Annotated in this window: 12 protein-coding genes, 4 tRNA genes and 1 pseudogene; 9 read left to right on the forward strand and 8 right to left on the reverse strand. The window is 62.8% G+C overall.

What is annotated here, in order from left to right; all coding sequences use genetic code 11:
• Nucleotides 1–284 precede the first annotated feature (284 nt).
• Nucleotides 285–4,310 carry a bifunctional nitrate reductase/sulfite reductase flavoprotein subunit alpha gene (locus J3A71_RS22780; RefSeq protein ID WP_209953308.1) on the reverse strand — a complete coding sequence of 1,342 codons (4,026 nt, stop codon included), beginning with the start codon at nt 4,308–4,310 and terminating at the stop codon, nt 285–287.
• 265 nt (nt 4,311–4,575) lie between these two features.
• On the opposite strand from J3A71_RS22780, the gene map reads away from it, so the two are divergent.
• Nucleotides 4,576–5,424 (forward strand): type I methionyl aminopeptidase, encoded by an 849-nt coding sequence (map, locus tag J3A71_RS22785; RefSeq protein ID WP_060518738.1) that lies wholly within the window; start codon nt 4,576–4,578, stop codon nt 5,422–5,424.
• Nucleotides 5,425–5,505: 81 nt separating this feature from the next.
• On the opposite strand, the gene J3A71_RS22790 is transcribed toward map, so the two are convergent.
• The 4 genes from J3A71_RS22790 to J3A71_RS22805 form a co-directional block, all read right to left on the reverse strand.
• Nucleotides 5,506–5,582: transfer RNA gene (locus J3A71_RS22790), tRNA-Asp, on the reverse strand.
• Nucleotides 5,583–5,595: 13 nt separating this feature from the next.
• A tRNA-Val gene (locus J3A71_RS22795) sits at nt 5,596–5,671 on the reverse strand.
• Between the two features lie 170 nt (nt 5,672–5,841).
• Nucleotides 5,842–5,918: transfer RNA gene (locus tag J3A71_RS22800), tRNA-Asp, on the reverse strand.
• Nucleotides 5,919–5,931: 13 nt separating this feature from the next.
• A tRNA-Val gene (locus tag J3A71_RS22805) sits at nt 5,932–6,007 on the reverse strand.
• Nucleotides 6,008–6,222: 215 nt separating this feature from the next.
• Between J3A71_RS22805 and rdgC the strand changes: the two genes are divergently transcribed.
• From rdgC to sugE, 3 genes are all read left to right on the forward strand, one after another.
• The gene (rdgC, locus tag J3A71_RS22810) at nt 6,223–7,143 is read left to right on the forward strand and encodes a recombination-associated protein RdgC (protein WP_016485300.1); all 921 of its coding nucleotides are present in this window, start codon (nt 6,223–6,225) and stop codon (nt 7,141–7,143) included.
• A 186-nt stretch (nt 7,144–7,329) separates the two neighbouring features.
• Nucleotides 7,330–8,295 carry a bile acid:sodium symporter family protein gene (locus J3A71_RS22815; protein WP_209953310.1) on the forward strand — a complete coding sequence of 322 codons (966 nt, stop codon included), beginning with the start codon at nt 7,330–7,332 and terminating at the stop codon, nt 8,293–8,295.
• Between the two features lie 231 nt (nt 8,296–8,526).
• Complete coding sequence (gene sugE, locus J3A71_RS22820; protein ID WP_012270979.1) at nt 8,527–8,844, forward strand: quaternary ammonium compound efflux SMR transporter SugE; 318 nt, start codon at nt 8,527–8,529, stop codon at nt 8,842–8,844.
• Between the two features lie 10 nt (nt 8,845–8,854).
• Here the strand turns inward: sugE and J3A71_RS22825 are convergent, their stop codons facing one another.
• Nucleotides 8,855–10,732: an MFS transporter gene (locus J3A71_RS22825; RefSeq protein ID WP_209953313.1), complete on the reverse strand. Its 1,878-nt coding sequence runs from the start codon at nt 10,730–10,732 to the stop codon at nt 8,855–8,857.
• A gap of 184 nt (nt 10,733–10,916) precedes the next feature.
• On the opposite strand from J3A71_RS22825, the gene J3A71_RS22830 reads away from it, so the two are divergent.
• Together J3A71_RS22830 and J3A71_RS22835 are read left to right on the forward strand one after the other, a co-directional pair.
• Entirely contained in the window at nt 10,917–12,095 is a 1,179-nt protein-coding gene (locus J3A71_RS22830; protein ID WP_095117048.1) for an MFS transporter, read from the forward strand.
• A gap of 125 nt (nt 12,096–12,220) precedes the next feature.
• On the forward strand, nt 12,221–15,700 hold the full coding sequence (locus tag J3A71_RS22835; protein ID WP_016485296.1) for a hybrid sensor histidine kinase/response regulator: 3,480 nt from the start codon (nt 12,221–12,223) through the stop codon (nt 15,698–15,700).
• On the opposite strand, the gene rmuC is transcribed toward J3A71_RS22835, so the two are convergent.
• Together rmuC and J3A71_RS22845 are read right to left on the reverse strand one after the other, a co-directional pair.
• Nucleotides 15,672–17,042, reverse strand: a complete 1,371-nt coding sequence (gene rmuC / locus J3A71_RS22840) for a DNA recombination protein RmuC (RefSeq protein ID WP_209953499.1) — start codon at nt 17,040–17,042, stop codon at nt 15,672–15,674. The genes J3A71_RS22835 and rmuC overlap by 29 nt on opposite strands.
• Nucleotides 17,043–17,222: 180 nt before the next feature.
• Nucleotides 17,223–17,561 (reverse strand): annotated as a pseudogene (locus J3A71_RS22845) (sel1 repeat family protein); the annotation flags it as partial.
• Nucleotides 17,562–18,509: 948 nt separating this feature from the next.
• Here J3A71_RS22845 and J3A71_RS22850 point away from each other — a divergent pair.
• The 3 genes from J3A71_RS22850 to J3A71_RS22860 all read left to right on the forward strand — a co-directional run bounded on the left by J3A71_RS22850 (nt 18,510) and on the right by J3A71_RS22860 (nt 20,879).
• Nucleotides 18,510–18,734 (forward strand): hypothetical protein, encoded by a 225-nt coding sequence (locus tag J3A71_RS22850; protein WP_009686213.1) that lies wholly within the window; start codon nt 18,510–18,512, stop codon nt 18,732–18,734.
• A 249-nt stretch (nt 18,735–18,983) separates the two neighbouring features.
• The gene (locus tag J3A71_RS22855) at nt 18,984–19,466 is read left to right on the forward strand and encodes a hypothetical protein (RefSeq protein WP_016485293.1); all 483 of its coding nucleotides are present in this window, start codon (nt 18,984–18,986) and stop codon (nt 19,464–19,466) included.
• Nucleotides 19,467–19,613: 147 nt separating this feature from the next.
• Nucleotides 19,614–20,879, forward strand: a complete 1,266-nt coding sequence (locus J3A71_RS22860; RefSeq protein WP_023048965.1) for an outer membrane protein transport protein — start codon at nt 19,614–19,616, stop codon at nt 20,877–20,879.
• The last annotated feature ends 8 nt before the right edge of the window (nt 20,880–20,887 follow it).

A 20,887-nucleotide genomic window follows, 5' to 3' on the forward strand; every position in this document is an offset into this window, starting at 1 on the left:
ATCCTCGATCAAAAAAAAAGCGCCTGGAGCCGAAGCTCCAGGCGCCTTTGCCTGTATTCATCACGGTGTGCCCCCAGGTTGATCGCCGTTGATCAGTGGGGCTTGTTGTAGTGGAGTTAAAGCAGGGAATGTGCCAATTGCTTTGCCTGTACCAGCCTCTTCGCAGCACAAGGCTGCTCCTACAGGAGCACGCGATCCCTGTAGGAGCAGCCTTGTGCTGCGAAGGGGCCCCACAGGCGATCAAAATGCACAACCGGGGTGCACATCAGCCCATCCCGGTGCACTCAGTACACATCCCGCCGATAACGCTTGGCCTTGCTCAACCCTTCGACATAGGCAGCCGTCTGCGCCTCATCCATCCCGCCATGCTCAGCCACAACCGTGCGCAACGCCGCATCTACATCCTTGGCCATGCGCTGCGCATCGCCACACACATAGAAATACGCCCCCGCCTCCAACCACTGCCACAGCTGGGCGCCCTGTTCGAGCATGCGCTGCTGCACATAGACCTTATGCGCCTGATCCCGCGAGAACGCCGTGTCGAGCCGCAAGTGCCCTGCTTTCTCCCAAGCTTGCAACTGTTCGCGGTAATAGAAGTCGGTAGCGGCGTACTGCTCACCAAAGAACAGCCAATTCCGCCCTTTTGCGCCCCGCGCCTCCCGTTCTTCAAGAAACGCCCGGAACGGTGCAACGCCGGTACCTGGGCCAACCATGATCACCGGCACGCTGTCGTCCTCGGGCAGCCGGAAGTGCTTAGATACCTGCGGGAAAATGGCCACCTTCAACGCTTGCGCACGGTCGGCGAGGAAGGCCGAACACACCCCCTTGCGCTCGCCGTAACGCACGGTGGAGACGGTCAGTTGAACCTGGCCCGGATGGGCCAACGGGCTGGAGCTGATCGAGTAAAGACGCGGCTGCAAGGGCTTGAGCAGGCCAAGCCAGTCGGCCAGCGGCAGCTGTTGGGGAAAGGCGCGCAGCACATCGGCCAACTGCCGGCCGCACAGCCATTCCTGCAGCTCGGCCTTGCACTCCGGCCGCAGCAGGCGCTGCAGGTCCGGGCTACTGCCAGCGAAGGCCTGCAGTTGCTGACCGGTGACCTTGGCGATCTCCAGGTGCGTTTGCAGGGCTTCGGCCAGGGGCATGGCAGGCTGGCCCTTGAGCTCGACCAGCGTCTGGCCATCGAGCTGCATCAGCGCCAGCAGTTCGTCGACCAGGGCCGGGCAATTGCGCGGCCACACGCCCAGGGCATCGCCGGGGGCATACCTGAAGCCGCTACCGCTCAGGTCGAACACCAGTTGCCGAGTTTCCTTGCTGGCACCGGGGCCGTTGAGCAGGTGGTTTTCCAGCAAGGTGGCAGCCCAGGGTTGCTGTTTGCTGTAGGCCGGCATGGGTACGGGGTGGCTCGCCGGCTGCGGTGCAGCGGCACTGCCCAGCGTGGGCAGCAAGGCTTCTAGCCACCCCGCGAACGCTGCGTCAAAGTCCGGCTCGCAGTCCACCCGTTGCAGCAGGCGACGCCCACCCAGTTCGGCCAGGCGTTGGTCAAGCTTGCGGCCAAAGCCGCAGAACTGGTCGTAACTGGAGTCGCCCAAGGCCAGCACGGCATAGGGCAGCTCGGCACAACAGGCGCCCTCCTCGCCCTGCAAGGCCTGCCAGAATGCCGCCGCGCTGTCGGGCGCGTCACCATCGCCAAAGGTGCTGGTGATCAGCACCACGCTGGCCGCGCCCTGCAGTTGGCTTGGGCTGACCGCCTCCATGCAACTGAGCTGCACATCAAGGCCGGCACCGCGCAGGTGTTCGGCACAACGCTCGGCCAGCAGCTCGCCGTTACCGGTCTGCGAGGCCCACAACACTTGGTGCCGTGGGGCCACCAACGCTGCAACGGGCAGCGCCGCCGGCTGAGCGAACAGCCCGGCCAGCAAGCCGTCGATAAACAGCCGGCGGTTGCCTGCCAGTGGCGCACTGGCCGGCAGGCTTGGCACGCCCTCGGCGCGGGCCTGCTCCAGGCCCAGCAGGAAACCCTGCAGGTAATGGCGCTCTTCTTCTGCCAGCACCGGGGCTGGCAGGGTGTCCAGGCCAAGCAGACGGGACAGGGTGGCAGTGGGCATGCGGACTGGCTCCAGAATGGCAGTGTGCAGCTCAAGGGCGTCGATACGCTCGCCGGCGACCCGCTGCAGGGCGACGGCGCAGTATTTGAAAGCCGGCTGTAGCGACAGTGGATCGACCGCATCGCAGGTCACGGCATTGATTGCCAGTTGCTCACCGACCAGGTCGTTCCAGTGAAACGGCGCAAAGCAGTTGCCTGGCAGCACCCGGTCGCTGATTCGCACCGGTAGCACGGCTTGCCCGCGCCGCGAGCGGATGGCGACCTGGTCTTTTTCAGCTATGCCCAGGCGTGCGGCGTCGTCGGGGTGGACCTCGACGAAAGGGCCAGGCTCCAGCTTGTTCAGCGCCGGCACCTTGCCGGTCTTGGTCAGGGTGTGCCACTGGTGCTGCACACGGCCGGTGTTCAGCACCATGGGGTAGTCGTCATCCGGCAATTCTGCTGCCGGCAACCAGGGCCTGGCGAAGAAACGCGCCTTGCCACTGGCGGTAGGAAAGGCCAGCGCCGGGCGATCGCCCTGGGCATCGTGCAGCAGCGCCTGGCTGCTGCCGTCGTTCAGGTAGCGCAATGGGCTGCGGTCGCTGCCATGGCCGGGTGCACAAGGCCACTGGTGTGGTTGCCGGCGCAGCTCGGCGTAACCGATGCCGCGCAGATCGTAGCCCGTTGCGGGGTTATGGAAATGGCGGATTTCTTCATACACCGCTTCGGCATCGGGGTAGTCGAAGGCTTCGGCGTAGCCCATGGCGCAGGCCACCCGGGCGATGATCTGCCAGTCGGGCAGGCTTTGCCCGGGCGGCTCGACGGCGCGCGGCATCAGGGTAAGGTTGCGTTCGCTGTTTATCATTACACCCTCGCCTTCGGCCCACAGCGCGGCCGGCAGCACGATGTCGGCGTAGCGGTTGGTTTCGGTGTCGAGGAAGGCATCCTGGGTAATCACCAACTCGGCCTGGCACAGGCCATCGATCACCTGCTGACGGTTGGCGACGCTGGCCACCGGGTTGCTGCAGATGATCCAGCACGCTTTCACTTCACCCGCGTTCATCTGCTCGAACAGTGCCACCGTGCCCTCGCCGCCTTCACTGCGCAGGCTGCCGGGTGCCAGTTGCCACTGCTGCTCGACAAACGCGCGGTCGCCCTCCACCAACGCCGAGCGCTGGCCTGGCAAGCCGGGCCCCATGTAGCCCATTTCACGGCCGCCCATGGCGTTGGGCTGGCCGGTCAGCGAGAACGGCCCGCTACCGGGGCGGCAGATGGCGCCCGTGGCCAGGTGCAGGTTGCAGATGGCGTTGGTGTGCCAGGTACCGTGGATGCTTTGGTTCAGGCCCATGGTCCAGCAGCTCATCCAGTCGTTGGCACTGCCGATCCATTCGGCGGCCTTGATGATGTCGCCCACGGCCAACCCGGTGATGGCCGCCACGCGCTCCGGGCTGTAGTCATCGAGGAAGGCTGGCAGTTCGTCCCAGCCTTCGGTGTGGCGGGCAATGAAGTCGCGGTGGGTGTGGCCATTACGGTGTAGCAGGTGCAACAGGCCGTTGAGCAAGGCCATGTCAGTGCCGGGGCGTACCTGCAGGAACAGGTCGGCCTTGTCGGCGGTGGCGCTGCGCCGCGGGTCGACCACGATCAGCCTGGCGCCGGCCTTGACCCGGTCGAGCAGGCGCAGGAACAGGATCGGGTGGCAGTCGGCCATGTTGGCGCCGATCACCAGGAACACGTCGGCGTGCTCGAAGTCCTGATAACTGCCAGGTGGGCCATCGGCGCCGAGCGACAGCTTGTAGCCACTGCCGGCGCTGGCCATGCACAGGCGCGAGTTGGACTCGATGTGGCGGGTACGGATAAAGCCTTTGGCCAACTTGTTGGCCAGGTATTGAGCTTCCAGCGACATCTGCCCCGACACGTAAAGCGCCACAGCGTCGGGGCCATGCTGGTCAATGATGCCGCGCAGGCGTTTGCCTGCGTCGGCGATAGCCTGGTCCATGCCAGTGCGCGCCGGCTGCTGGCTGCGCTGCTGGCGCACATAGGCGTCTTCGAGGCGGCCGGCGGCCGTCAGCGGCAGGTGCGCGGTCAGGCCTTTGGTGCACAGCCGGCCAAAGTTGCTGGGGTGCTGCTTGTCGCCACTGACCTTGACGACTTTGCCATCGGCAACGCTCATGACGATGCCGCAGCCAACGCCGCAATAGGGGCAGACGCTGCGTACTTCGCTATTGGCCATGGGCGGGCTCCTGTTGAAAAACGCAAAAAGGCGCCGGCTGCCCCGCCTTGCTGAGCAAGTGGGGCAACACGGCGCCTTTGTCGTGAGTTTTTATGGGCTGTCGACGTTGATAGCCCGGGATGAAGGGAGATCAGCAATTTATGGGCCAGCCATACCGGCCTTTTGCGGGCACGCCCGCTCCCACAGGGCTATCGCAAGGCCTGAGGGGCGTGCCGTACCTGTGGGGCGGGCGTGCACGCGAAAGGGCCGGCACAGGCTGTGCACCATGCGGTGGCAAGCCGGTACCCGCTGGCGCTATGCTGGGGCAAATTCCAGCATGAGCAACTACCCTCCCCCCATGTCCCAGGTGATCCTCAAATCCCCCGCCCAACTCGACCTGATGCGCCGCGCCGGCCAGCTGCTGGCCCAAGTGTTCGCCGACCTCGACCGCTTCATCGGCCCCGGTGTGACCACCATGCAGATCAACGACCGCGCCGAAGCGTTCATCGTCGACACGCTCAAGGCGCGGCCAGCGAGCAAGGGCCAGTACGGTTTCCCCTACTCGCTCAATACCTCGGTGGACCACGTGGTGTGCCACGGCATGCCCAAGGTCGATGAAGTATTGAAGGAAGGCTCGATCATCAACGTGGACATCACCCTCGAACAGGGCGGCTATATTGCCGATTCGTCGAAGATGTACAGCATCGGCAAGATCAGCGATGAAGCCCGGCGGTTGGTCGACACCACCTATGACGCGCTGTGGAAGGGCATTGAGCAGGTGCGCCCCGGGGCTACGCTGGGCGATATCGGCCATGCCGTCCAGGCCCATGCCGAGGCGGCGGGCTACAGCGTGGTCCGCGAGTATTGCGGGCATGGTATCGGCCAGCAGATGCATGAAGGGCCTGAAGTACTGCACGTTGGCCAGCGTGGCATGGGCATGAAGCTGAAACCGGGGATGGTGTTCACCATCGAGCCGATGATCAACCAGGGTGGACGCGGAACGCGCACATTGAAGGATGGCTGGACGGTGATTACCCGTGACCACAGCCTGTCAGCGCAGTGGGAGCATACCGTGGCGGTGACTGAGGAGGGGTTTGAGGTGCTGACGTTGCGGGAAGAAGAGCGCCGTAGCTGAAATCGCAGACACAAAAAAAGCGACCTTCAGGTCGCTTTCTTTGTTACTTCCGGGTGTTCAGTGGGCCCTGGAAGTGGAATATGGCGCAGCGGACGGGACTCGAACCCGCGACCCCCGGCGTGACAGGCCGGTATTCTAACCGACTGAACTACCGCTGCGCTATACATCGAGTGGTGGGTGATGACGGGATCGAACCGCCGACCCTCTGCTTGTAAGGCAGATGCTCTCCCGGCTGAGCTAATCACCCATGTCTCTCGGTGTGGCGCGCATTCTACGGGCGACTTTGCGCTCTGGCAAGCACTTATCGAAGTTTTTTCAAACTTCGCGCCAACACCAGAATTCAGGCACAAAAAAAGCGACCCTAAGGTCGCTTTCTCTGTTACTTCCGGGTGTTCAGTGGGCCCTGGAAGTGGAATATGGCGCAGCGGACGGGACTCGAACCCGCGACCCCCGGCGTGACAGGCCGGTATTCTAACCGACTGAACTACCGCTGCGCTATACATCGAGTGGTGGGTGATGACGGGATCGAACCGCCGACCCTCTGCTTGTAAGGCAGATGCTCTCCCGGCTGAGCTAATCACCCTTCGTCTCGGTGTGGCGCGCATTCTACGGACGACCCCGCACCCTGGCAAGCACTTTTTAAACTTTTTTTAAAAAAAACCTCATGCCTTTCAAAGACCTAGCGTTGCCGGTTGTTTCTTTTATGCATAAGCCACTGCTGGCCCTCTGACAGGGTTGGCCTCAGAGCTCCGCTCGGAGAATAATGCCCGCCTTATGCATTAAGGAGAGTTACCCCTCATGTGGTTCAAGAACCTGCTGACCTACCGCCTGACCCAGGAAGTCCCGTTCGAGCCTGAAGCGCTGGAAGCCGCACTGGCCAGCAAGCCGGCCCGCCCCTGCGCCAGCCAGGAGCTGACCACCTATGGTTTCGTCGCGCCGTTCGGCAAAGGCGAAGACGCTCCTCTGGTGCATGTCAGCGGCGAGTTCCTGCTGATTGCCGCCCGCAAGGAAGAACGCATCCTGCCTGGCAGCGTGGTCAACGACGCGGTCAAGGAAAAGGTCGAAGAGATCGAGACCGAGCAGATGCGCAAGGTCTATAAAAAAGAACGCGACCAGATCAAGGACGAAATCATCCAGGCCTTCCTGCCGCGTGCGTTCATCCGCCGCTCGATGATCTTCGCCGCCATCGCCCCGCGTCTGGGTGTGATCCTGGTCAACTCGGCGAGTGCCAAGCGTGCCGAAGACCTGCTGTCCACCCTGCGTGAAGTGATGGGCTCGCTGCCGGTGCGCCCGGCCACGGTGAAGGTTGCGCCAACCGCCACCATGACCGACTGGGTAAAAACGCAGCAAACCGCCGAAGGCTTCTATGTACTGGACGAGTGCGAACTGCGTGACACCGCCGAAGACGGCGGCATCGTGCGTTGCAAGCGCCAGGACCTGACCGGCGAGGAGATTCAGCTGCACCTGAGCACTGGCAAGGTGGTAACCCAGCTGGCCCTGGCCTGGCAAGACAAGCTGTCGTTCATTCTGGACGATAAAATGGTAATCAAGCGCCTGAAGTTCGAAGAGCTGCTGCAGGAGCAGGCCGAGCAGGACGGTGGTGATGAGGCGGCGCAGCAGTTCGATGCCAGCTTCCTGCTGATGATGATGACCTTTACCGAATTCCTGCCGGCGCTGTTCGAAGCGCTGGGTGGGGAGGAAATTCCGCAAGGGGTCTGAGGTGGTTTGAAGGACTGGTGCTGGCCTGACGCACAACTTCAGCCAGTATCGGCCCCTTCGCGGGGCAAGCCCGCTCCCACAGGTACATCACAATGCCTGAAGGCTGTGATGTACCTGTGGGAGCGGGCTTGTCCCGCGAAGGGGCCAGTAAGATTCATAGTGCTATAAAAAGAAAGGAATTGCCCCATGCGCGCCCTCGCCGCCTTAAGCCGCTTTGTCGGCAATACCTTCGCCCTGTGGGTGCTGGTGTTTGCCGTGCTGGCCTTTCTGCAACCGCAATGGTTCATCGCCCTGAAGGTCGCCATTGTGCCGCTGCTGGGGCTGGTGATGTTCGGCATGGGGCTGACCCTCAAGCTCGACGACTTCGCCGCCCTCGCCCGCCAGCCGTGGCGGGTGATGCTGGGGGTCGTCGCGCACTTCGTGATCATGCCCGGCATGGCCTGGCTGCTGTGCCAGCTGTTCCACCTGCCGCCGGAAATTGCCGTGGGCGTGATCCTGGTCGGCTGCTGCCCGAGCGGCACGGCATCCAACGTGATGGTGTGGCTGTCCCGCGGAGACCTGGCGCTGGCAGTGGCGATCGCGGCAGTAACCACCCTGCTGGCACCGCTGCTGACCCCGGCGCTGATCTGGTTCCTGGCGTCGGCCTGGTTGCCGGTGTCCTTCATGGACATGTTCTGGTCGATCTTGCAGTTGGTGATGCTGCCGATCGTGCTCGGCGTGCTGGCCCAGCGCCTGCTCGGTGCCCGGGTTCAGGCGGCGGTGCAGGTACTGCCGCTGGTGTCGGTGGTGAGCATTGTGATGATCGTGTGCGCGGTGGTGGCTGCCAGCCAAGCGAAAATCGCCGAGTCGGGGCTGCTGATCATGGCGGTGGTGATGCTGCACAACAGCTTCGGCTATTTGCTGGGGTACCTGACCGGCAAGCTGTGCAAACTGCCGCTGGCCCAGCGCAAGTCGCTGGCGCTGGAGGTGGGCATGCAGAACTCCGGGCTGGGGGCGGCACTGGCGGCGGCGCACTTTTCGCCACTGGCGGGGGTGCCGAGTGCTTTGTTCAGCGTTTGGCACAATATTTCCGGGGCGTTGTTGTCGACCTGGTTCCGGCGCATGGATGAGCCTGAGACTGAGGCTGAAGGGATCGAACCGGCCAAGCATTGATGTCTGCCTGTGCGGGCCTCTTCGCGGGTACACCCGCTCCCACAGGTGCTGCGCAAGGCTTGATACCTATACGGTCCCTGTGGGAGCGGGTTTACCCGCGAAGAGGCCGGCACAGGCTTGCCCTGAAACCTGCAGGTGTGCACCATAGTGCCCACGGTGAGGACGGCCTCACGACGCACCGCGTGACCATTCCGGGGACGGCCCCATCATTTAAACGATGGAGACACTCACATGTCCTGGATCATCCTGTTCTTCGCCGGCCTGTTCGAGGTCGGCTGGGCCGTGGGCCTGAAATACACGGACGGCTTCAGTAAACCGATTCCCACCGTACTCACGGTCGGCGCCATGGTCATCAGCCTGGGCTTGCTCGGCCTGGCCATGAAAGAACTGCCGCTGGGCACCGCCTATGCCATCTGGACCGGTGTTGGCGCAGTCGGCACTGTCATCGCCGGGATCATCCTGTTCGGCGAGTCCATGGCCTTGGTACGTCTGGTCAGTGTGGCGCTGATCGTCTGCGGCCTTGTCGGCCTGAAAGTCAGCGCCAGCTGACCCTGCCTGGCTAGCGCAGGTCACCGCGCAGGCGGCTGACCTGCTCGCGCAACAGCTCAGGCTGCGCTGCCTCCACCGGGATGGCAGCGCCCGCCACAATGGTTACCCGCGACCACAGGCGCCTGAAAAAGCCTTTGGCCGGGTCACGGCTGAAGAAACTGCCCCACAACCCCTGCAAAGCCAGCGGAATCACCGGCACCGGCGTTTCTTCGAGGATGCGCTTGACGCCGCCTTTGAACACATCGATCTCGCCATCGCCGGTCAACTTGCCCTCCGGGAAGATGCACACCAGCTCACCAGCAGCCAGGTACCCGGCAATGCGTGCGAAGGCCCGCTCGTAGGTGGCGGGGTCTTCACTGCGCCCGGCAATCGGGATGGCGCCTGCGGTGCGGAACACGAAGTTGAGCACTGGCAGGTTGTAGATCTTGTAATACATCACAAAGCGGATCGGCCGGCGAATTGCTCCGCCCAGCAGCAATGCATCAACGAACGACACGTGGTTGCACACCAGCAGCGCCGCGCCTTCGTCGGGGATGCGCTCAAGGTCGCGGTGCTGCACGCGGTACATCGAATGGCTGAGCAGCCAGATCAGGAAGCGCATGGTGAACTCGGGCACGATCCTGAAGATGTAGGCGTTGACCGCGATATTAAGCAGCGACACCACCAGGAACAGCTGCGGGATGCTCAGCTCGGCAAGCCCCATCAGGATGATGGTAAGCACCGCCGACACCACCATGAACAAGGCATTGAGGATGTTGTTGGCCGCAATCACCCGGGCGCGCTGGTCTTCGGCCGTGCGGGCCTGAATCAGCGCATACAGCGGCACAATGTAGAAGCCACCGAACACGCCCAGGCCGACGATCGACAGCAGGATCCACCAGGCCTGGCCCATGCCCAGCAGCGCCAGCCAGTCGTGCGGCGCCGCTGCTACCGGCACATCGCCGGAGTGCCACCACCAAAGCAGGCCGAACAGGGTCAGGCCGAACGAGCCGAACGGCACCAGGCCGATCTCCACCTTGCGCCCGCTAAGCCGTTCGCATAGCAACGAACCCAAGGCGATGCCCACCGAGAACAGCGTCAGCACCAAGGTCACCACCGTGCCATCGCCGTGCAGCCAGTCTTTGGCATAGGCCGGGATCTGCGTGAGGTAGATGGCCCCGACAAACCAGAACCACGAGTTACCCACGATCGAGCGCGACACAGCGGGCGGCTGCCCCAGGCCCATGCGCAGAATTGCCCACGATTGCCTGAAGATGTTCCAGTCCAGCGGCATGTTCGGCGAGGCGGCAGCGGCCCGCGGGATCCAGCGGCTGGCCAGGTAGCCGAGCACCGCAGTGCCAACCACACCGCCGGCCACTACCGTGGCATAGCTGTCGGCCGACATCATGACCCCGGCACCGATGGTGCCGGCAAGGATGGCGAGGAACGTGCCGGTTTCCACCAGCCCGTTGCCGCCGACCAACTCCTGCTCGCGCAGGGCCTGCGGCAGGATCGAGTACTTCACCGGGCCGAACAGCGCCGAGTGGGTTCCCATGCCGAACAGCGCCACCAGCATCAGCGCCAGGTGGTTGGTGATGAAACCGAGCGCACCGATTGCCATGATGACGATCTCGGCCAGCTTGATCGCACGGATAAGCGCGTCCTTGGCGAACTTCTCACCAAACTGCCCGCCCAGCGCCGAGAACAGAAAGAACGGCAGAATGAACAGCAAGGCGCACAGGTTGACCCAGATCGAACGGTCACCGTCACCAAGGCTGAGCTTGAACAGGATCGCGAGGATCAGCGATTGTTTGAACAGGTTGTCGTTGAAGGCACCCAGCGACTGGGTGATGAAAAACGGCAGGAAGCGCCGCTTGCCGAGCAAGGTGAATTGCGAGGAGTGACTCATCGTCCTTGGTCCTGAGGGCTTTTCAATTGGAGGCGCGCCGGGCACGTCAGGCCACAAATCTGCATGGCAAATGCCTTGGCTGGCAAGCCTACACGCTTTTTGCAGAAGCAGCCGGGGCACTCCTGCCGAGGCCACATGTGGCTTATGCTTGTGCCCGGCAAACCAGAACAACAAGGACGTGGTAATGCTAGCTGCCCTGAAACGCTACCCGCACACCGTACGCCTGCTGCTGCTGACCACGTTCACCCTCACTGTCGCCCGCGCCCTCACCCTGCCCTACCTGGTGGTGTACCTGGCCGACAACTTCCAGCTGCAGATCAGCCAGATCGGCCTGCTGATCGGTGGCGCGCTGATCATCGCCTCGCTGCTGAGCCTGTATGGTGGCCACCTGGTCGACACCGTGCGCAACCACACGCTGGTCAGCGCCAGCACCCTGCTGTTCGCCCTGGCCTTCGTCGCCGCGGTCGTCAGTGAATCGGCGCTATTGTTCTTTTTGTGCCTGGTGCTGATCAACCTGGCGCTTGCAGTGGTCGACATCGCCGCCAAGGCAGGCTTCTGTGCCTTGCTGCCAGTGGAAGCGCGGGCCGAGGTGTTCGCCATCAAGTACACCCTCAGCAACGTCGGCTACGCCGCCGGCCCGCTGCTGGGGGTCGCCATGCTGGAACTGGACGACCACATGCCGTTCATCGCCTCGGCCCTGCTAGGCCTGGGCATGTGCCTGGCCTACTGGCGCCTTGGCGACCGTGACCTGCAGGCGAGCGCACCGGACAAGCCTGCGGCCGGCTTCGGCCAGGTGGCGCTGGGGCTGGCGCGTGACCGCCGGCTGGTGTATTTCACCTTGGGCGGGGTGCTCAGCGCGGTGGTGTTCGGCCAATTCACCGCCTACCTGTCGCAGTACCTGGTGGTCACCAGCAGCCCGACGGAGGCGGCGCGGCTGGTCGGCTACCTGGTCACCACCAACGCAGTGACGGTGATTGCCCTGCAGTACCTGATTGGCCGGCGCATCAGCCGCCAGCACCTGATGCCCTGGTTGCTGGCCGGCATGGCCCTGTTCATCGCCGGGCTGCTGGGCTTTTCGCTGGCAGGCTCGGTGCTGGCGTGGTGCCTGGCGATGCTGGTGTTCACCCTGGGCGAGATCATCGTGATCCCTGCCGAATACATGTTCATCGACCTGATCGCGCCGGAGCACTTGCGCGGGGTGTATTACGGCGCGCAGAACCTGTCCAACCTCGGGGCGGCGCTGGGGCCGGTGATGGTGGGGTTTGCCCTGGTGCACCTTTGGCCGGGGGCAATTTTCTACCTGCTGGTGTTGTCGGTGTTGCTGGCGGGGGTGTTTTACGGGTTGGGCACCCGAAAAAAATGATGTTTTGTTTCAGATCAATCGCGAGCAAGCTCTCGCCTACAACCATGGTCTGCGCTGACGAAGCTGCACCTGCGTGCCAGACTGGTTGATCGGGACCGCGTTATCTTTTTTGCTTCGGAGTTTTCATGTCGTTGTCCAGCGGGCTGATCGCCGTGGTCGCCCTGGCCTATATGGCCGTCATGTTCGCCATCGCCTTTTACGGCGACCGCCGCAGCACGCCGTTGCCGCCGAAGCTGCGTGCCTGGGTGTACAGTTTGTCGCTGGCCGTTTACTGCACCAGCTGGACCTTCTTCGGCGCCGTCGGCCAGGCCGCCGAACAGCTTTGGGCATTCCTGCCGATCTACCTGGGCCCGGTGCTGCTGCTGATCTTCGCGCCCTGGGTGCTGCAGAAGATGGTGCTGATCAGCAAACAGCAGAACATTACCTCAATCGCCGACTTCATCGCCGCACGCTATGGCAAGTCGCAAACCCTGGCGGTGGTGGTGGCGCTGATCTGCCTGGTCGGCGTGTTGCCGTACATTGCCCTGCAGCTCAAAGGCATCGTGCTGGGGGTCAACCTGCTGATCGGGGCCAACGCGGACGCCACCGGCACCCGCGTGCAGGACACCGCGCTGGTGGTGTCCCTGGTGCTGGCACTGTTCGCCATCGTGTTCGGCACCCGCAGCCTGGACGTGACCGAACACCACCGTGGCATGGTGCTGGCGATTGCCTTCGAATCGCTGATCAAGTTGCTGGCCTTCCTGGCCGTGGGCATTTTCGTGGTGTTCAACCTGTATGACGGCTTCGACGACCTGTTCAGCCAGGCACGCCAGTCGATCCACTTGCAGGCCTATTGGCAAGAAACCGTCAACTGGCCGTCGATGGTGGTGCAAACCGCGGTGGCGATGATGGCGATCATCTGCCTGCCCAGGCAGTTCCACGTCACCGTGGTAGAGAACATCGAACCCCAGGACATGCGCCTGGCGCGCTGGGTGTTTCCGATGTACCTGGCGCTGGCCGCGCTGTTCGTGGTGCCGATTGCCCTGGCCGGGCAGATGCTGCTGCCGGGCACGGTGATTTCCGACTCGTTCGTCATCAGCCTGCCGTTGGCCGAGGCGCACCCGAGCCTGGCCCTGCTGGCGTTCATTGGCGGCGCTTCGGCAGCCACCGGCATGGTCATCGTCGAGGCGGTGGCGCTGTCGACCATGGTCTCCAACGACATGTTGCTGCCCTGGCTGCTGCGCCGCAACAACGCCGAGCGGCCGTTCGAGGCCTTCCGCCACTGGATGCTCTCGGTGCGCCGGGTAACCATTGTGGTGATCCTGCTGCTGGCCTACGTCAGCTATCGCCTGCTGGGCTCTACCGCCAGCCTGGCGACCATCGGCCAGATCGCCTTTGCCGCCGTCACCCAGCTCACCCCGGCCATGCTCGGCGCGCTGTACTGGAAGCAGGCCAACCGCCGCGGCGTGTTCGCCGGCCTCGCGGCAGGCATCTTCCTGTGGTTCTACACCTTGGTGCTGCCGATTGCCGCGCATAGCCTGGGCTGGCCGCTGCAGCTGTTCCCGGGGCTGGCCTGGCTGCATGGCAACCCACTGGGCCTGCCAATAAGCCCGCTGACACAAGGGGTGGTGCTTTCCCTGGCGGGCAACTTCACCCTGTTCGCCTGGGTCTCGGTACTGTCGCGTACACGGGTTTCCGAACACTGGCAAGCCGGCCGCTTCATCGGCCAGCAGACCAGCGCCCGCCCCAGCAGCAAGCCATTGCTGGCGGTGCAGATCGACGACCTGCTGACCCTGGCGTCGCGTTTTGTTGGCGAGGAGCGCGCCCGGCAGAGCTTCATCCGCTTCGCCTACCGCCAGGGCAAGGGCTTCAACCCCAACCAGAATGCCGACGGCGACTGGATCGAGCACACCGAGCGCCTACTGGCCGGGGTGCTCGGAACCTCGTCGACCCGCGCCGTGGTCAAGGCGGCCATCGAAGGCCGCGACATGCAGCTGGAAGACGTGGTACGCATCGCCGACGAAGCCAGCGAGGTACTGCAGTTCAACCGCGCGTTGCTGCAGGGCGCCATCGAAAACATCAACCAGGGCATCAGCGTGGTCGACCAGAACCTGCACCTGGTGGCCTGGAACCGTCGCTACCTGGAGCTGTTCAACTACCCCGACGGGCTGATCAGCGTGGGCCGGCCGATTGCCGACATCATCCGCTACAACGCCGAGCGTGGCCTGTGCGGCCCAGGCGAAGCACAGGTGCATGTGGCGCGGCGCCTGCACTGGATGCGCCAAGGCCGCGCGCATTCTTCCGAACGGCTGTTCCCCAATGGCCGGGTGATCGAGCTGATCGGTAACCCGATGCCGGGGGGCGGCTTCGTCATGAGTTTCACCGACATCACCCCGTTCCGTGAGGCCGAGCAGGCCCTGCGCGATGCCAACGAAGGCCTGGAACAACGGGTGGCCGAGCGCACCCACGAACTGTCGCAACTGAACCAGGCGTTGTCCGAAGCCAAGAGCCAGGCCGAAGCGGTAAGCAAGTCCAAGACCCGTTTCCTGGCGGCGGTCAGCCATGACCTGATGCAACCCCTGAACGCCGCTCGGCTGTTCTCCGCCGCCTTGTCGCAGCAGGCCGAGGGCATGAACGAAGAGGCCCAGCAATTGGTACAGCACATGGACAGTTCGCTGCGCTCGGCCGAAGAGCTGATCAGCGACCTGCTGGACATCTCGCGCCTTGAAAACGGCAAGATCACCCCTGACGCCAAGCCCTTCGCCCTCAACGAACTGTTCGACACGCTGGGTGCCGAGTTCAAGGTACTGGCGGCCGAGAAAGGCCTGGAGTTCCGCCTGCGTGGCAGCCGGCTGCGGGTAGACAGCGACATGAAGCTGTTGCGTCGGGTACTGCAGAACTTCCTTACCAATGCCCTGCGCTACGGCAAGAGCCCGATCCTGCTGGGCGCGCGCCGCCAGGGCGAGCGGCTGTGGCTGGAGGTGTGGGACCGTGGCCCGGGCATCGCCGACGACAAGCTGCAAGTGATCTTCCAGGAGTTCAAGCGCCTGGACAGCCACCAGACACGCGCCGAAAAAGGCCTGGGCCTGGGCCTGGCGATTGCCGACGGCCTGTGCCGGGTGCTGGGGCACCCGCTGCAAGTGCGCTCGTGGCCGGGCAAGGGCACGGTGTTCCGCGTCAGCGTGCCGATTGCCCGCCAGGCCGCTCCGGCGCCAAGCGCCCCCGCAGAACAACAGGGCGGCCAGCCACTGGCGGGGCTGCAAGTGCTGTGCGTGGACAACGAAGACAGCATCCTGATTGGCATGAACAGCCTGCTCAGCCGCTGGGGCTGCCAGGTATGGACCGCGCGCAACCAGGCCGAATGCGAAGCCCTGCTGGCAAAGGGCATGCGCCCCCATCTGGCGCTGGTGGACTACCACCTGGATGACGGCGAGACCGGTACCGGGCTGATGGGCTGGCTACGTGCGCGCCTGGGCGAGCCGGTGCCAGGCGTGGTGATCAGCGCCGACGGCAGCAAGGAAACCATCGCCATGGTGCATGCCTCAGGCCTGGATTACCTGGCCAAACCGGTCAAGCCGGCGGCCCTGCGCGCCATGCTCAACCGCCATCTGAGCCAGGTTCAGTAACCGCTGCATCCGGCACCTCATCGGACAGCGCCCGCTCCAGCAAGTCTGCCGGCAGGCTCTTGCTGGCGCGGGCGCCCAGCAGCTTCAGCTGTTCGCTGCGGCTGACCATGTTGCCGCGCCCCTCGCACAGTTTGTTACGGGCCGCCGCATAGGCCTTGTCCACCTGCTGCAGCCGGCTGCCCAGCTCATCCAGGTCCTGGATGAACAGCACGAACTTGTCGTACAGCCAGCCGGCGCGCTCGGCAATTTCCCGGGCATTCTGGCCCTGTCGCTCCTGTTTCCACAGGCTGTCGATCACCCGCAGGGTAGCCAGCAGGGTGGTGGGGCTGACAATCACGATATGCCGGTCGAAGGCTTCCTGGAACAGGTTCGGCTCGGCCTGCAAGGCCGCAGAGAAGGCCGCCTCGATGGGCACGAACAGCAGCACGAAATCCAGGCTGTGCAGGCCTTCGAGGCGGTTGTAGTCCTTGCTCGACAAACCTTTGACGTGGCTGCGCAGCGACTGGACATGCTGCTTGAGCGCGGCCTCATCATTGCTGGCGACAAACTGCTGGTACGCCGTGAGGCTGACCTTGGCATCCACCACCACCTGTTTGTCGCCGGGTAACATGATCAGCACATCGGGCTGGAAACGCTCGCCGTCGGCGCTCTTGAGGCTGACCTGGGTCTGGTATTCACGGCCTTTTTCCAGGCCGGCATGCTCCAGCACCCGCTCAAGGATCAGCTCGCCCCAGTTGCCTTGGGTTTTCTGGCCTTTCAGAGCCTGGGTCAGGTTGGTGGCTTCGTCGGACAGGCGCAGGTTGAGCTGTTGCAGGCGCTCAAGCTCTTTGCCCAGGGAAAAACGTTCGCGGGCTTCCTGCTGATAGCTTTCTTCCACGCGTTTTTCAAAAGACTGGATGCGCTCCTTGAGCGGGTCGAGCAACTGGCCCAGATGCTGCTGGCTGGTCTGGGCGAAGCGTTGCTCGCGCTCGTCGAAGATTTTGGTGGCCATGTCGGCAAACTGGGCGCGCAGGGTGTCGCGGGCTTCCTGCAGGTCTTCCAGGCGCTGCTGATGGCTTTCCTGCTGCTCACGCAGTTCGGCCTCCAGACGCGCTGCCTGCGCCTCCAGGCGCCGCAACTCGGCTTCACGGTTGGCGCGCTCCAGGCTCCAGGCGTGGGCCGCGTCACGGGCGTTGTCGCGGTCAATCTGCAGCAACTCCAGTTCGCGGCCTTGGGCGGCCATCTGAGCCTGCTTGACGGTATTGGCTTCGCTGAGGTCGCTGACTTCGTCGCGGCTGGCCTCCAGCTGGGCCTGCAGGCCAGCCAGGGTCAGTTGTGCTGCGTTGAAGCGCTCTTCGAGCAAGGCCTGCTCGCTTTGCCGTGCACCCTGGCGGCGCTGCACCTGCATGACCCACACCAGGCAAGGTAAAGCACCTGCCACCAAGCCCAGCAGAATGCTGCCCAGATCCACTGTCATGCTTACCCCGATCACGCTGTTGCAAATTGAGTGCAGCTTATCAGCCCGGGGCTTGTCGGAGCATTACTTCGCCTGGTCCGGTGCGTTGTTCTGGCACAGCCGCGCATACTCCAGCTGTGCTCGCCGATCACCGGCGCGGGCAGCCTGGCGCAGCAGTTCATGGCCAATACGCCGGTCGCGGGCATTGCCGCAATCGCGGCACAGCATCTGCCCCAAACGGCTCTGTGCCACCACCACGCCCTGACGCGCCGGCTGTTTCAGCAGCCGCCCGGCCAAGTGTTTGACCTGCCGCTTGTCGCCCAGGCGCGGGCTGTCGAGCAGCCACAAGGCAACTTTCAAGGAAAAGCGTTCGGGAAGAGGCGTCGATGCAGCGGGGCTGGTGAGGTGTTTACCGCGAAACTTCATGAGCAACAGGCTTGGTAACTCGAAAAGCGCGCCACTCTACTCTTTTTTTTCCGCCATGACCTGTCGATTTCTGAAGGATTGAAAAAAAATTTCAATGATCTTTTCTTGACGTTTTCCAGTCGATGACCAACTGGTCTGTCGGGGCATGTCGATTGTCGGACAGTTGATTGCAATGCTGGCACGCCCGTTCTAGAGCAAGCGCCCGGGACAATCCACAGTTCCTGTGGATAACTCGGTGGACAACCCCCTTGCACACCCCGCAAAGCCCCGTAAATTGGGGCTTTGTCTCAAACTGACGATTTTTTCACCAGCTAAAAATAGTGTTTTTTTTCATTGACTTAACCGCCCAGTCAAGGCATTGGCGAGGCTGTTGAGGCGTGTTGCCGGCTTGTTACAACCGCTGACCCGAATGTGAACAAGTGCACCATTAATCGTCATTGTCGTGCACGAAATGGGCACATCAGCCTGGATACGGGCCGTTTGCCCCTCTTCACAGCAATGCGATTACGCGCCATACTGCGCGGCTCACCTGAACAAACGTAGGGCTTGCCAAGCGCCAATCTTTCCAGTAAGGTGCCCCTCGTTAGTACCAAGCTGAAAGTCAATTCGGGCCACATCGTCCTTGCAGACCCACTCCCCCCAAGAGTGCGCTGCTGAAACCAGGACGGCCCATTCGATGATTCACTTCGCCAGCCTCAGGCTGCTCAAGCACGAATCACGTGACAGATTGATCAGGATTCCACCCGACGGCCTAGAACCTTGGCCCCGGAGTGCTGCCTGCCTTCCGAAGTACCTACCAGTCAGCCCAAGCGCCCACATTTGATTGCGCTCCCTCTGGCTGCCCTGTTCCAGTCAGGTTCGTTCGTCCCTTAATAATGGCGTCACTGGAACGTTTCTATCATGCACGGATCATATCCCCCGTGTTTAAAGCAGGAACCTCCAACAATTATGCAAACTCATCATCAGATTCAGGCTGCCATTGGCACCCTCTCCCAGGCCTTCTCGCCGTTGAAGTGCCTTATCGTTGCCCCACGCAAGGGCAGCTTCAGCTTTACCCTGGTAGACGAACACGGCGTCGCCTGCCACACCGAGCGCCTGTACCCTGAACAGTACAGCCGGAACGAACCGCTGCAGGCGGTCATCGCCCGGACTCGTCAATCGCTCACCGCGTGAGCGGCGAATACCGTGGTATTCAAGCGCTGAATCGGCCTGTTGTAAGCCTGCCTGAACGTTCTTGGCGTAATTGCCTCAGGGCATATAGCCCGGGACGTCAGGCAGCAATCGATTTAAAAACAGCTCTTTACACCACGATTATCACACTACACTTCAACTCGAGCGGTGCTTACCGCTTCCGGCGGGCCTGATCTTTCACCAGCTGCCAAGCTCCAGCGCCCGTCCGGCCCTTAATTGCTCGAGGGCATCATGGGTATTGCGGCGAATGAATTGTGTCAGTATGTGATCCGACCCACCCTGGTCTACCTGAACCGTCACTGCGCCAGCGCCGAAGCCTTGTTGCTGGGCATAGCCGCCAGCCAGTCGGCACTCGGGTCAGCTTTGCATGACCGGCGCGGGCACGGCCTTTACCGCATTGGCGAACACCGTCACCGGGCACTCTGGGACGAATATCTGGCCCGCGACCCCGACCTGGCCAGCCTTGTACGCGGCCTGGCCAGCCAGCACGCCTTCCTGGGCGGCCCGCATCTGGAACTCACCGTCAACCTGCGCTATTCCACTGCAATTGCCTGGATGCTGGTCGAAGAGCAGGGCACGCCACTGCCCGCAGCTGACGACCTGTTAGCGCTGGCGCGGATCTGGCGGCAGATTTTCCATCCCCAAGGTCGCTTGCGCGACTTCACCCATGCCTGGCACACCTGCATAGATCAGAAATTGCCACAAGCATCTTAAGAAGCGTCCTACAACATTACCGGAAAAAAGGGAATTTTGGTCGGATTGTCCTACAAAAGCGCTCTATCTTCAGCGATTGCCGCTATAGCGCAGCGCGTGATTTGTTGGTAGCTTTTCGCCCCGGAGATCCCAAGGAGTTTTCTAATAATGAAAAAAGTAATGCTCAAAACCTCCCTCGGCGTAGCGGTTGCAATTGCTTCCAGCCAACTGCTCGCCAGCGGCTTCGCGCTCAACGAACAGAGCATCAGCAGCATGGGGACAGGTTTCGCGGGACGTTCTTCTTCTGCCGATGATGCCAGCACCGTGTTTGGCAACCCGGCCGGCATGTCCCGCCTCAAACGCGAACAGGCTACCGTGGGCGCCGCCGCCGTTATCGCCAAGTCCGATATCTCGGGCCGTGGCAGCAACCTCGGGGGGGAAACCGATGGTGACATGGTGCCTTTCGTTGGCGTACCCATGGGTTACTACGTCAAGCCGATCGATGACCACTGGAGCGTCGGCTTCGGTGTCTACGTACCGTTCGGCCTGGTAACCGACTATGGCAGCGATGATGCCGCGCGCTACTGGGGCAAAAAGAGCCACGTACAGGTTGTCACGTTCCAGCCGACGGTCAGCTATGCCTTCAACGACAAGGTCTCGATCGGTTTTGGCCCGACCATCAACCGCATCGAAGGGGAACTGGGCTCGAGCCTGATCAACCCGTTCACGCCGGGCCGTAATGACGGCGAAGTGAAAATCAAGGGTGACGATACCGCCGTTGGCTACAACATCGGCATCCTGGTGCAGGCCACCGACCGTACCCGCGTCGGCCTCACCTATCACTCGATGGTCGACTACAAGCTCGAGGGCAAGACCCGCGTCAGCACCCCGCTGATCGGGCCGTTCAACGGCAGCAAGTTCGACGCAACGCTGAAGATCAAGACGCCGGAATCGGTCGACCTCTCGGTGACCCATGAACTGGACGATCAGTGGACCCTGTATGCAGGCAGCACCTGGACCCGCTGGAGCCGCCTGAAAGACATCACCGTGCAGAACGATGTCCCGGCGCCACTGGCAGGTTCGGCGTTCCAGACCATCACCGAAGAACAGAACTGGCATGACACCTGGGCCCACGCCATTGGTGCGTCGTACAAGGTCAACAAGGAGTGGGTGCTGCGCACTGGCTTCACCGTCGACCAATCGCCGACCAACAACCACGACCGTTCGCCACGTATCCCGACTGGCGACCGCAAGGTGTTCAGCCTGGGTGCCGGCTGGAGCCCGAACGACGACATGACCATCGACGTGGCCTATTCCTACCTGTGGGAGGAAGACACCAAGGTCAATCAGGTGAGCGCAACCAAAGGCAGCTACCAGGCCAAGTACGAGAACAGCGCCCACGGTATCGGTGCCTCCCTCACCTACCGCTTCTGATCCGTACG

Source organism: Pseudomonas sp. PvP089 (assembly GCF_017875165.1).
Lineage (GTDB): Bacteria > Pseudomonadota > Gammaproteobacteria > Pseudomonadales > Pseudomonadaceae > Aquipseudomonas > Aquipseudomonas fortuita.